This is a genomic window from Bradyrhizobium sp. 44 (genome assembly GCF_023073095.1).
Classification (GTDB): Bacteria; Pseudomonadota; Alphaproteobacteria; order Rhizobiales; family Xanthobacteraceae; genus Bradyrhizobium.
In genome coordinates, this window is record NZ_JADPIY010000038.1 from 141,770 (window position 1) to 154,208 (window position 12,439).

Here is a 12,439-nt window from a genome sequence, read left to right on the forward strand (position 1 = left end):
AGGCACCATGACTTTTGACCACGATCTGAAGGCGAGCGTCCGCACCATCCCGGACTACCCCAAACCCGGGATCTTGTTCCGCGACATCACCACCCTGCTCGCGGATGCGCGTGCGTTCCGCCGCGCGGTCGACGAACTCGTCAATCCCTGGGCCGGCAACAAGATCGACAAGGTCGCCGGCATGGAAGCGCGCGGCTTCATCATCGGCGGCGCGGTGGCGCACCAGGTTTCGGCCGGCTTCGTGCCGATCCGGAAAAAGGGCAAGCTGCCGCACACCACCGTGCGGATCGCTTACTCTCTCGAATACGGCATCGACGAGATGGAGATGCATGTCGACGCCATCCAGCCCGGCGAGCGCGTGATCCTGGTCGACGACCTCATCGCCACCGGCGGCACCGCGGAAGGCGCGGTGAAATTGCTGCGCCAGATCGGCGCCAATGTGGTCGCCGCCTGCTTCATCATCGACCTGCCGGATCTCGGTGGCGCCGCCAAGCTCCGAGCGATGGACGTGCCGGTGCGCACGCTGATGACGTTCGAGGGGCACTGAGCGGCAACCGCGCCGCTGGTGACGTTCAGATCGGCTCGGCCTTTAGCTCCGACAGCCAATGCAGCATGCGCTCTTTGAGCAGCGCATTCCTGACATAGGCAGTCTCCTCATCCTCCAGACGCTCACATTCACCAAACGTCAGGCCTGTCTCGCCATGGGCGTTCCACGCAGCCTGGAGGCGACGACAGGTGTGGCTACCCTGGCGCAGCGAGAACCAGATGCGGTTCTGGATGGTCTCGAGGTTCGGGGCCTGACCGACCCAAGCCTCGCCCGAGGCCGCGCAGCGGACGACGTAGATGCCCGCGACGGTCTTCCGGTCCTTGTAGGCGGCGATCGCTGCTTTCCGGTCTATGGTCACGGTGAAAGGGCCTTGGTGAGGAACGCTGGTGCGTAAACTCCAGTAACCGAAGGGCCGCTCGACGTCAATATTATCCGGGTAAAATATTCAGGACCGTTGCAGGATCAGGCTGAGCTCGAGCTCGCGGAAGGCGAGATAATTGCGCCGGGTCCACTGGTGCAGCTCGGTCGAAGCATCCTTCTCATGGCGCAGGTAGCCGGTGAAGGAGAAGTTCAGGCGGCCGATATAGGTCTTCAGGAAGCCGGGCAGCGCCGGCAGGCGCAGCAGCCGGCCGCCGGCCATCGCTTCCGGCAGCTCGCCGCGCACGATGTGCTCGTTGTCCACCGTGATCAGATTGATCCGCGGAATCTGTTCGCGCAGCATCTCGTGGGCGCGGGCCGAGACGCGGTCGGTGTCGGCGACGAACAGGATCATCGGCGCGACGTGGCGGCGCGCCGCCTCTTTCAACAGGCCGATCTCCTCCGTCATCTTGAAGAACTCGTCAAAGGCGTGGAAGCCGAGGTCGATCACCTTGGCAACCCCGTCATCGACGATGACGCGATCCATCAGCTGCATCTTGCCATAGGTGTCGATCACGTCGGCGGTCTCCGTGATCTTCGGCAGATAGTCGAGCAGCGACGGCTCCTTCAGGTTGACGTCGAAGGCCACGACGTTGCCGTTCTTGAGCAGCAAAAATTCGCTCAAAAGCCGCGCCAGCAGGGTCTTGCCGACCTGCGGGCGGGGCGAACAAATGATGTAGAGGGGCGTCGCGGGCATCGATAGCTATATCAGTCGAACTTGGCGACCAATCCAGCCGTATCCGCCCGGCTTGCGCAACTATTTTTCGCTGTTGCGGCTCCCGGATTTCGTCGAGCCGACGATATCGGTCAGCCGGATCCGGTCGAATTCACTCCAGACGTTCGCAAGCCAATGCCGGACATAGCCGCGCAGCACGAACGAATAGTTCGCTGCCTCGTCGTTGATGCCCTTGTTGGCGACGAATTTCAGGAACGGGACGGAGGACACCTCGACCTGCTCATAGGCCATTTCGTTGAGCTTGGGGATGGTCAGCTCGGTCGCGTCCTTGATCCTGTTGAAATACGATTGGTAAGTCGCCTGGTCCCACTGGAAGAACTGGGTATCGTTGATGAAGTTCTTGACTAGGAAATATTTCGCGCCCCCCATGAAGCCTGCGGTCTCGGCGATTTCGTCCAGAGAGGCGATCGAGGGTCCGAGGATGTGGAACACGGCAAAGGTGATCTGGCCGGCCTTGGCGGCGTCGAGGAAACCGATGTCGCGCAAGGAGGCGAGCGCCGGCGAGAGCAGGCCGGCGCGGACGTCGATCACGGTGACCGACGGGCTCGTCGCGTTGAGCGTATCGAAGATCTTCATCTGGTCCGACGTCGTCGTCATGTCGACGATCTCGGTGATGTCAGGGTGGAAGCGCTTCAGGGTTCCGCGCGGCGACTCGGTGTCGAAGGCGCGCGTCGGCACGTTGTTGGCGGAAAAATAATCGAGCAGGGTGCGCGACACGGTGGTCTTGCCGACCCCGCCCTTGTCTGCGCCCACCACAACCACTGCCGGCTTTGCCATTGCTGTCCCCTAACGCGCCCCCCGATCGCGAAGTCGCAATCGGCCGGGCCCCAAATCGATGTCGCAAAGATGTCCCAAGTCTGCTGTTGGGCGCGAACATGGCAGAAACAAGGGAGAATTCAATTCCGCAGACCCCAGTTGCGGCAATTCCCGAGGTTTTTCCCAATCGCGACGAAACCCGCCGCGCATGGCGTCAAATCGCGCTCAATGGCGGCCCCAAGGACCCAAGGGATTACTCAAGGGATTGCGCACGGGATTGCCTCTTGGGTTGCTACTGGCGGTTCCGGCTGAGCTGGGTGCGGGCACCGGCGGCGGATTGGCCGCGCCGTCAGCGTCATTCCAGGGACCCTGCCGCAGCGCCGGTGGGGCGTCCGGCCGGTCGGCCTGCGTGTCTGGCTCCTCGGTCCCGTCGGCGGGAGGCGGCAGCGGGCCGGGATCATGGCCGCCGGCGAACTTGACCAGCGCATCGACCCGGGACTGCACCGAAGGGTGGGTCGCGAACAAATCGGCAAACCCCTCGCGCGGATTGTCGACGCAGAGCTCCATCACTGCCGAGGTTGCGCCCGGTAGTTCGCCGCGGTTCTCGATCTTGCGCAGTGCCGAGATCATGGCGTCCGGGTTTTTCGTCAGCTCGACGGAGCCCGCATCCGCGAGATATTCGCGCGAGCGCGACAGCGCGAGCTTCACCACCTGCGACAACAGCCAGGCCACCACGATCAGCACGACCGCGATGATGATGACGATCACCGCGCCGCCCCCCGAACTCTTGCTGTCGCTCGACGACGAGGACGATCGTGACGACGAGGAGGAGCCCGACGACCACGAGCCGCCGGAACCCCAGCTGAAATTCGTGAACAGGCGGAAGAACAGTTCGCCGAAGAACCCGACCACACCCGCGATGATGACGGCGACCACCATGAGCTGCACGTCGCCGTTCTTGATGTGGGTCAGCTCATGGCCCAGCACCGCCTCGATCTCCTTGTCATCGAGCGCATCGAGGAGACCGGTGGTGACGGTGACCGAATATTGCCGCGGGTTGAGGCCGGTCGCGAACGCGTTAAGCGCCGGGCTCTCCATGATCTTCAGCTTCGGCATCGTGATGCCGCGCGAGATGCAGAGGTTTTCGAGCAGATTATAGAGCCGAGGCTCTTGCTGCCGGGTGACGTCGTGGCCGCCGGTCACCGCATCGATCATCGACTGGTGGAAGAAATAGGCGATCACGATCCAGGCCGCTGCCACGACGGTCGCAACCGGTGCGGCGACTTTCAGATCATAGAAGGCGCGTCTCAGATAATGGACGACGGTCTCGTCGCCGTTGATGACGACTTCGGCGATCAGCGCGCCGGCATAGACCAGCACATAGACCAGCGCGAACAGGCCGGCGAGCAGCAGCATAGAACGAAACTTGTTCGAGGCGATGTGCGTGTAGAGACCATACGCGGCCATGACGCGATGCCCTGCCGGCCTATCGGCTCAACTCAGAACTTCACCTGCGGCGTGGCCTCGACCTCGGTGCGGCTGGCGCCGAGATCGAAGAAGTCCTTTTTGGTGAAGCCGAACATGCCGGCGAACAGAGCGGCGGGCATCTGCTGGATGCCGGTGTTGTATTCCTGGACCGCGTTGTTGAAGAAGCGGCGGCTGGCCGCGATCTTGTTCTCGAGGTCGGACAGCTCGCTGGCGAGCTGCTGGAAATTGGCATTGGCCTTGAGGTCGGGATAGGCCTCCGACAGCGCGATCAGCCGGCCGAGCGCGCCGGAGAGCTGGGTCTCGGCCGCGGACACCTGCGCCGGTCCCTGCGCCGACATCGCCGAATTGCGCGCCTTGATGACGTCGTCGAGCGTGCCGCGCTCATGCGAGGCATAGCCCTTCACCGTCTCGACCAGGTTCGGGATCAGATCGTGACGCTGCTTGAGCTGCACGTCGACGTCGGCAAAGGCCTGGCCGACGCGTTGGCCCAGCGCCACCAGCCGGTTGTAGGCGGCGAAGGCAAAGAAGACGAGGACGACGATAACGCCGAGGACGATCCAGCCGGTCGACATGGAGAACTCCTGAAGGGGGAAGAAGGCGGGCGCTAGGGTAGACCAAATTGGCGCGGAGCGAGAGCCCGGCGCAGAGGGAAGGTAGGATTTGGTCGGATGAGAGGCTATCCGAGTTCAAGGTGAAAGAGCTGGAGGAGGTTAACTTTCGGACAGGTCGCCATCGCCCCAGCGCCAGCGCCGAGCGCTCGCATAGGCGGCCTTGTCACGGCGCGGCGCCTTCGTGATCGCGAGGCCTTCCCCGGTGCAGAGCTTTGCCGTGATCTCGGCCTTGCTGACATCCGGCGGCGCCAGCACGCGTGCGGCGCGGGTTGCGGGCGGCGTGCGGGTCAGCGCCACGTAGATGAATCGCTCGTCCTCGAACGGCACCTCGGCGCCCTTGATCTGGCGGTGAGCCTGCGAGCGCGGCAAGCGCTGGGAGAAATGGCACCAGTCCGGCGCCGCCAGCGGACACGGCTTTTCATGCGGGCAGGGTGCGGCGACGTAGGCGCCCGCCGCGATCAGTTGCTGGCGCAAAGCGAGGATGCGCGCGTAGCCGGCGGGCGTGCCGGGCTCGATCACCACCAGCGCGTGGCGCGCTTTCGCCCACATCGCTTCCGCGAGCTTGCGTTGATCGCTCTCGCTGAGCTCGCCGATGACATAACTCGCGACGACGAGATCGGCTTGCGAGACCTCGGCGAGGTTCGCGCCGGCATCGCCCGGCAGATAGCGGCAATCCGCCAAACGCGTGCTGTCGCGCGCCAGTTCGAGCGCGAGACGGCTGAGCGTGGCGTTGGCGTCGAGCAGGGTGAAATCCTGCAGCGAGGAGAAAGCCTCCGCCGCGGCCCAGCTCGCGGTGCCCGGACCTGCGCCGACGTCGAGCAGTGTTTCCGGAGCGAGGTCCGGTACGATCTCGGTCAGCGCATTCAGACTGGCCGCCACCGCCGCGTAAGTCGCCGGCATGCGCGCGAGCGCATAGGCGAGCGCATCGGCCTCCGACTTGATCGTGCCGGAGCCACCGCCTGCGCGGTAGGTGGTGGAGATCTTCTGCGATCGCTGCGCAGCGTCGGTGCGGGAAAAGCCCTGCAGCTTGCCGTCGAGCGCCGCTTTCAGTTCGGCGGGGAGAGTCGGAGAGATCATGTTTGATCATCCGCTTTCGCGGATGACGACGTCAATGGGTGTGGAACGACCGGAAGCTCACGCCACGTTCTGGTCGAGAATATCCACCGCCTCTTGCAGGTTCACCGACACCAGCTGCGAGACGCCGCGTTCGGCCATGGTGACGCCGAACAGGCGGTTCATCCGCGCCATCGTGATCGGGTTGTGGGTGATGATGATGAAGCGCGTGTCGGTCGAGGCGGTCATCTCGTGCAACAGGTTGCAATAGCGCTCGACGTTGTGGTCGTCGAGCGGCGCGTCGACTTCGTCCAGCACGCAGATAGGCGAGGGATTGGTGAGGAACACCGCGAAGATCAGCGCCATCGCGGTCAACGCCTGCTCACCGCCGGAGAGCAGCGACAGCGTCTGCGGCTTCTTGCCCGGCGGCTTGGCGATGATTTCGAGACCGGCTTCGAGAGGGTCATCGCTCTCGATCAAATGCAGCGCGGCTTCGCCGCCGCCGAACAGCTCGACGAACAGGCGCTTGAAGTGGTTGTTGACGACCTCGAACGAGGTCAGGAGCCGCTCGCGCGCCTCCTTGTTGAGGCTCTGGATGCCCTGGCGCAACCGCTTGATGGCCTCGACGAGGTCGTCGCGCTCGGTGACCAGACCGTTGTGCTGGGTCTCGACCTCGCGCAGCTCTTCCTCGGCGCGCAAATTGACAGCCCCCAGGCGCTCGCGATCGCGGCGCATTTTTTCGAGGTCTTCCTCGATGTCGTGCAGCGGCGGCAGCTCGGCGCCGGGTTCGATCTCGGCGAGGCCGGCAACGGCCTGCGGCTCGACTTCCAGCATGTCGCGGATCTCGCGCTCGATGTCCTCGAGCCGGCGCCGTGCGCCTTCCATGCGCTCCTCGGCGCGGGCGGTGGCCTCGCGCGAGCTCGACAGCGCCTCCAGCGTCAGCTTGGCGACGCGATCGGTTTCGGCCATCGCGGTTTCCGCGCTGGCGAGCGCATCGGCAGCCATGCGGCGGTCGTTTTCGGCGTGTTCGATCTCGGTGATTAGCGCGCTGCGCTTCTCCGCGAACACGGCCGGCGCGTTCTCCAGATCGCTTCGCTCGATCGAGACTTCGGCGATGCGCGCCTGGATAGTGTCGATGTGGGAGGCGGCGCTCTCCTTGCGGTTCTGCCACTCGGTGCGTTCGGCGAGAATCGCCTGCACGCGGCGGTCGGCCAGCTCGGCTTCGCGCGCCAGCGCCTGTGCCTCGGCGCGGACCTGAGCGGCCATGCGGCGATGACCTTCGATGTCGCTGCGGACCGCGGCGAGACGTGTTTCGGTGTCCTCGCTCGACGGCAGCTCGGAGATCCCGGCTTCGGCGTATTCGTAGGCGGCTTCGGCCTCGGCACGGTCGGCGGCCAGGCGGCTGTGCGCTTCCGACAGCGTCGCCTTCCGCGCGGCGTGGCGGCTGATCTCGCGCTCGACCGTGGCATGGCGCTCGCGCGCGACGTTGAGCTCGCGCTGCGCGGCGCGCCAGGCTTCGCGGCTCGCACCTTCGGTGCTGGCGGCCATTTGCAGCTCGGCCTCGGCGTTCTCCAGCGCCTGACGCTTGATCTGCGCGTCGATGCGGGCCTGCTCCAGCTCGTTCTCGATGTCGATCAGGCGGGCGCGCTCGGCAAGCCGCCGTGCTGCGCCGGTCGGCGCGTGGGCGGCTGCGACAAAACCGTCCCAGCGCCAGACGTCACCTTCGGGCGAGACCAGCCGCTGGCCGGTCTTGAGCTGCGAGACCAGCTCGGCGCCGCGCTCGCGCGGCACCACGCCGATCTGCGCCAGGCGGCGGGTCAGCTCGGCCGGGGCCTGCACGTGGCTGGCGAGCGGCACCACGCCTTCGGGCAGTTCCGGATCGCCGTCGGTGACGCCGGCATTGGTCCAGCGCATCGGCGCGGACGGATCGACTGGCGCGTCGAGATCGTCGCCGAGGGCTGCGCCGATCGCCTTTTCAAATCCCTTGTCGACGGTGATGCCGTCGATGATCGGCGGCCACAGATTCTTGGTCTCGCCGTTGAGGATCTTGGAGATCGTGCGCGCCTCGGTATCGAGCCGTTGCACGCGCTTGTCGGCTTCGACGAGCGGCGAGCGCGAGGATTCCAGCGTCTGCCGCGCCGCGACGTGCGCGGCTTCGCTGGCTTGAGCCGCGGCTTCCGAGGCCGCCAGTGTCTGCTCGGCGTTCTCGACCGTCGCGGTCAGCTCGTCGAGATCGCCGAAGCCGCCGGTCGCCTCGGTGAGCTTCTGCTCTTCCGCCGCGACGTTCGAAATCTCCTGGTCGAGCCGGGCGAGCTTGTCGCGGTGGGTTCGAACGTTGGCTTCGAATTGATTGCGCTTGGCTGTGAGATCGGCGAGCGCGGTGGTGAGCTCGGCGAACTGCTGCTCGGTCTCGGTCAGCACCGCCTCGGCTTCGGCGACACGCTCGTCGACGCCGGAGCGCTTCTCGACGCGCGACTTGATCTCTTCCTTCAGCTCGGCATCTTCGGCGTCGAGGCGCTGCAGCGCGACATCGGCGTCCATGGTCTGCTGCTGGGCACGCGAGATGTCGCCTTCGAACTGTGCGAGGCGCCGCTCGAGCTCAGCGACGCGCTCCTTGGCGCGCTCTTCCTCGCGATCGAGCAGCTCGCGGGCGTTGGTCAGGCGCTGCAGCCCCGCTGCGGCGCGGGCTTCGGCATCGCGCAGCGCCGGCATTTCGGCAGCGCGAATCGCCTGGATGCGGGCGGCCTCGGCCTGGTGCTGGGTCCGCTCGGCCATCTCGCGGACCGCGAGATCGTGGGTGTGGCCGGACTCGTTGACGTCGGCATGGGCGCCGATCCAGCGCAGGTGGAACAGGGTGGCTTCCGCCTTGCGGACCTTGGCCGCGACCTCGCGATAGCGCACGGCCTGGCGGGCCTGCTTCTTGAGGCCTTCCATCTGCCCTGCGAGCTGGCCGATCACGTCCTCGACGCGGGTGAGATTGGTTTCGGCCGCCTTGAGCCGCAGCTCGGCTTCGTGGCGGCGGGCGTGCAGGCCGGCGACGCCGGCGGCGTCTTCCAGCACGCGGCGGCGCTGCTCGGGCTTGGCCTGAATGATCTCGCCGATCTTGCCCTGGTGGACCAGGGCCGGCGAGCGCGCGCCGGTGGCGGCGTCGGCGAACAGAATCTGCACGTCGCGGGCGCGCACGTCGCGGCCGTTGATGCGGTAGACCGAACCGGCCTCGCGCTCGATGCGGCGGGAAATTTCCAGCAGCTGGCTGTCGTTCATCGCCGCCGGCGCGGTGCGATCGGAATTGTCGATCGTCATCGTCACTTCGGCGTGGTTGCGTGCCGGACGATTGCCGGAGCCGGCGAAGATCACCGCGTCCATGTCGGCGGCGCGCAGCGACTTGTAGGAGGTCTCGCCCATCGCCCAGCGCAGCGCCTCGACGAGATTCGACTTGCCGCAGCCGTTAGGGCCGACCACGCCGGTCAGGCCGGGCTCGATGACGAAGTCGGTGGCCTCAACGAAGGACTTGAAGCCGTGAAGGCGCAGGCGGGTGATTTTCATAAGCACGCATCTCTGTTGGCAGGCGCGAATCCCCCTGCCGGGACAATACCATGGAAGGCAATGTCGCTATCCGGGCGAGTCGCGCGAGGCGCCTCATGCGGTCGGACAATGGCCGCGGTGCGCCGCGAGGGCAACCGGCGAAAGCCGCTTTTCCCAAGGGATTTATGCCGGGAAAGATACGGCCATTGAGATGCGAATCAGAATCTTGACGAGCGAATCAGCTCTTGAGCAGCGGATTGATCTTCTTGGCGAATTCCTCGAATGAGGTCTCGCCCTTGATCTTCTCGCCGTTGACGAAGAACGTTGGCGTCGAATCGACCTTCAGAACGTCGCTGGCATATTTCTGGTCGGCGGCGATCTTGTCGAGCAGCGCCTGGTCCTTCAGGCAGGCCTCGACCTGCTGCTGGGTCAGACCGGCCTGCTTGCCGATCCGGGTCAGGGTCTCCGTGGTGTTCTTCACCACCCAGTCGTTCTGCTGGCGGAACAGCATGTCGGTGACGGCAAAGTATTTCGGCGCATCGCCATTGGCGATGCAGCGTGACAGCATGGACCCAGCGGCGGCTTTGATGTCGAGCGGGAACTCGCGGAAGACGTAACGCACCTTGCCGGTGTCGATGTATTCCGACTTGATCTTGGGAAACACCTGCTCGTTGAAGGCCGCGCAATGCGGACAGGTCATCGAGGCGTATTCGGTGATGGTGACGGCGGCGTCCTTCGGGCCCAGCGCCATGTCGGGCAGCGACACCGGCTTGGCGACGTCGCCGGCCGCCGCCTGCGCCATGGCTTCAGGGATCATGGCATCGGAGATGAACCGCAGCGGCGAGAACCCAGCGAGCGCGGCAAGCCCGGTCAGCGACAGCATCGAGGTGAAGACGCGGCGGGTGATGATCAAGGTCGGCTCCCGGATTGGCGTGGTCTCGCCCGAAATTCCCATTCAGACGGCCTGTCGCTAGCTTGAAACGTCGCTTGAAGCAATGGCGAGCGGCAAGGAGAGGTCCAGTTTGGCCGCAGAATAAGGCTCAATTTCGCTTGATGGCGGCCCCGAGGCGCGCCAGCGCCGACTTCAATTGTTCATCTTCGATGTCGCCCAGGCGCTCAGCCACCTCGGCCACCGATTTGGCGTCCGGCGGGGCGGGCCGGGTCTGCCGGCGGGCGCGCGACAGCGGCGCCTGGCGGAAGGCCAGCTTGCCGACCGCGCTCCAGCCGAAGAAGCGGTTGACCCGCTGCAGGATCACATCGGCGGAGTGCTGGATCTCCAGCGCCATCGGCCCCTCGACCCGCAGCACCAGCGTGGCCGGCTCCTGCGGCTGACCCTCGACCGGCCGCGGCCACTGCATCTTGAGCGGCTCAGCATGGGCCGCGATCTCCGGTCCGGCAATCTGCGCCCACCGCGTCACCAACTCGCGCGCGGCAAAACCCTGCTTGGCATAGGCCTCGGCGAAGACGTCGTTGAGCAGGAGCGACAACGGCTTGGCGCTGATAGGACCGGGTTTCATGGGGCGAAGCTTGGACATGGGACCTTATAGCACTCCGGCGCGTCGGCCACAGGCTCTTCGCCGCGAAGAAAAACGTGGATGCCCGCGACAAGCGTGGGCACGACGTGGAGAGATCGGTGCATTGCCGCTACAGTGTGAACATGAGCCCCAAATCCGCCCTCAAGGCGAAATCGGAACCAGTTCCGCCGGAGACCTCGTCGCGCCCGCTCGCGCTGCTCCAATGGTACGACCGCCACCGCCGCCGCTTGCCCTGGCGCGCTGCGCCCGGCGAGGCATCCGACCCTTACCGCGTCTGGCTGTCCGAGATCATGCTGCAGCAGACCACGGTGAAGGCGGTCGGGCCCTATTTCGAAAAATTCGTCGCGCGCTGGCCTGATGTCACCGCGCTCGGACGGGCCTCGCAAGACGACGTGCTGCGGATGTGGGCCGGGCTCGGCTATTATTCTCGCGCCCGTAATCTCCATGCCTGCGCGGTCGCGGTGGCGCGCGAGCACGGCGGCGCCTTTCCCGACACCGAAGTGGGCCTGCGTGCGCTGCCGGGCATCGGGCCCTATACGGCGGCAGCGATCGCGGCGATCGCGTTCGACCGCCGCACCATGCCCGTCGACGGCAATATCGAACGCGTGGTCTCGCGGCTCTTTGCAGTTGAAGAAGAGCTCCCGCAGGCCAAGCCGCTGATTCAGGAGTTGGCTGCGACGCTGCTTGCCGATTCTCGCGCCGGTGATAGCGCCCAGGCGCTGATGGATCTGGGGGCCTCGATCTGCACGCCGAAAAGGCCGGCCTGCTCGTTATGCCCGCTGAACGAGGACTGCACGGCGCGCGCGCTCGGAACGCAAGACACGTTCCCGCGCAAGGCGCCGAAGAAGAGCGGCGCGCTACGGCGCGGCGCCGCCTTCGTTGTCACGCGCGGCGACGAGCTGCTCGTCCGCAGCCGTCCCGAGAAGGGTCTGCTCGGCGGCATGACCGAGGTACCGGGATCGCATTGGCTGGCCGGGCAAGAAGATGCCAAGGCAAAACAGCAGGCACCCGAGCTGAAGGGGCTCTCGCGCTGGCAGCGCAAGATCGGCGTGGTCACCCACGTCTTCACGCATTTCCCGCTGGAACTGGTGGTCTACACGGCGAAGGTGGTAATGCGCACGCGGGCACCGGCAGGCATGCGCTGGGTGCCCATCGCCACGCTCGCCGACGAAGCATTGCCCAACGTCATGCGTAAGGTGATTGCGCATGGATTGGACCCCTAGCAGCCCATCCTGCTGACAACATGCTGGCAGCAGGCCTGCGTTAGCTGTGGTCGGCAACGGAGGCTCGCATGATCAAGACCGCGCTCGACAACTTTCCCAGGCCGCCCTGTGCCGAGCTATTGGGGTGGCGCCTGCTCGATGCCCGTCCCGGGGAAGGCTGGATCAAGCTCGCCTTCGACGGCAAGCCGGAGTTCTGTAATCCGGCCGGCTTCATCCAGGGCGGCATGCTCTCGGCCATGCTCGACGACACGATGGGCCCCGCCGTGCTGGTGATGAGCGAGGGCCGGCTCTACACCACCACCATCAGCATGACCGTGAATTTCCTGGCGCCCGCAAAGCCCGGACCGATCATCGGTGAAGCCAAGGTGACGCAGCTCGGCAGGACGATTGCGTTCGTCGAGGCAAAGCTGATGGCGGAGGACGGCACGCTGCTGGCGACGGCAAGCGCGAGCGAGCGGCTGCTCGAAGCGGCGAGGGTGGTGAGCAAATAGCTGCCGCGCACTCTTTTTTTCCTTCTCCCCTTGCGGGAGAAGGTGGCGCGAAGCGCC

The 12,439-nt window shown here is 65.6% G+C and carries 12 protein-coding genes; 3 read left to right on the top strand and 9 right to left on the bottom strand.

The window, feature by feature from the left end:
- Positions 1-7: 7 nt before the first annotated feature.
- A complete protein-coding gene (locus IVB41_RS33385; protein ID WP_007595035.1) occupies positions 8-547 on the top strand; it encodes an adenine phosphoribosyltransferase in 540 nt (179 codons plus the stop codon).
- A gap of 25 nt (positions 548-572) precedes the next feature.
- Here IVB41_RS33385 and IVB41_RS33390 read toward each other — a convergent pair whose 3' ends face one another.
- The 9 genes from IVB41_RS33390 to IVB41_RS33430 form a co-directional block, all read right to left on the bottom strand.
- Positions 573-905 carry a GIY-YIG nuclease family protein gene (locus tag IVB41_RS33390; RefSeq protein WP_247399876.1) on the bottom strand — a complete coding sequence of 111 codons (333 nt, stop codon included), beginning with the start codon at positions 903-905 and terminating at the stop codon, positions 573-575.
- Positions 906-992: 87 nt separating this feature from the next.
- A complete protein-coding gene (locus IVB41_RS33395; protein ID WP_027568581.1) occupies positions 993-1,661 on the bottom strand; it encodes a hypothetical protein in 669 nt (222 codons plus the stop codon).
- Positions 1,662-1,721: 60 nt separating this feature from the next.
- A complete protein-coding gene (locus tag IVB41_RS33400; protein WP_027516412.1) occupies positions 1,722-2,477 on the bottom strand; it encodes a hypothetical protein in 756 nt (251 codons plus the stop codon).
- A 204-nt stretch (positions 2,478-2,681) separates the two neighbouring features.
- Positions 2,682-3,923 carry a M48 family metallopeptidase gene (locus tag IVB41_RS33405; protein WP_247438814.1) on the bottom strand — a complete coding sequence of 414 codons (1,242 nt, stop codon included), beginning with the start codon at positions 3,921-3,923 and terminating at the stop codon, positions 2,682-2,684.
- A gap of 32 nt (positions 3,924-3,955) precedes the next feature.
- Positions 3,956-4,516: a LemA family protein gene (locus tag IVB41_RS33410; RefSeq protein ID WP_027516414.1), complete on the bottom strand. Its 561-nt coding sequence runs from the start codon at positions 4,514-4,516 to the stop codon at positions 3,956-3,958.
- Between the two features lie 138 nt (positions 4,517-4,654).
- Positions 4,655-5,632: a small ribosomal subunit Rsm22 family protein gene (locus tag IVB41_RS33415; protein WP_247438816.1), complete on the bottom strand. Its 978-nt coding sequence runs from the start codon at positions 5,630-5,632 to the stop codon at positions 4,655-4,657.
- Positions 5,633-5,689: 57 nt separating this feature from the next.
- Positions 5,690-9,154 (bottom strand): chromosome segregation protein SMC, encoded by a 3,465-nt coding sequence (smc, locus tag IVB41_RS33420; protein ID WP_247438818.1) that lies wholly within the window; start codon positions 9,152-9,154, stop codon positions 5,690-5,692.
- Between the two features lie 217 nt (positions 9,155-9,371).
- On the bottom strand, positions 9,372-10,046 hold the full coding sequence (locus tag IVB41_RS33425) for a DsbA family protein (RefSeq protein WP_247438820.1): 675 nt from the start codon (positions 10,044-10,046) through the stop codon (positions 9,372-9,374).
- A 127-nt stretch (positions 10,047-10,173) separates the two neighbouring features.
- On the bottom strand, positions 10,174-10,668 hold the full coding sequence (locus IVB41_RS33430; RefSeq protein ID WP_247291241.1) for a DUF721 domain-containing protein: 495 nt from the start codon (positions 10,666-10,668) through the stop codon (positions 10,174-10,176).
- A 122-nt stretch (positions 10,669-10,790) separates the two neighbouring features.
- On the opposite strand from IVB41_RS33430, the gene mutY reads away from it, so the two are divergent.
- Together mutY and IVB41_RS33440 are read left to right on the top strand one after the other, a co-directional pair.
- Positions 10,791-11,891, top strand: a complete 1,101-nt coding sequence (gene mutY, locus IVB41_RS33435) for an A/G-specific adenine glycosylase (protein ID WP_247438830.1) — start codon at positions 10,791-10,793, stop codon at positions 11,889-11,891.
- A gap of 68 nt (positions 11,892-11,959) precedes the next feature.
- Positions 11,960-12,382 carry a PaaI family thioesterase gene (locus tag IVB41_RS33440; RefSeq protein WP_247438831.1) on the top strand — a complete coding sequence of 141 codons (423 nt, stop codon included), beginning with the start codon at positions 11,960-11,962 and terminating at the stop codon, positions 12,380-12,382.
- Positions 12,383-12,439: the final 57 nt, after the last annotated feature.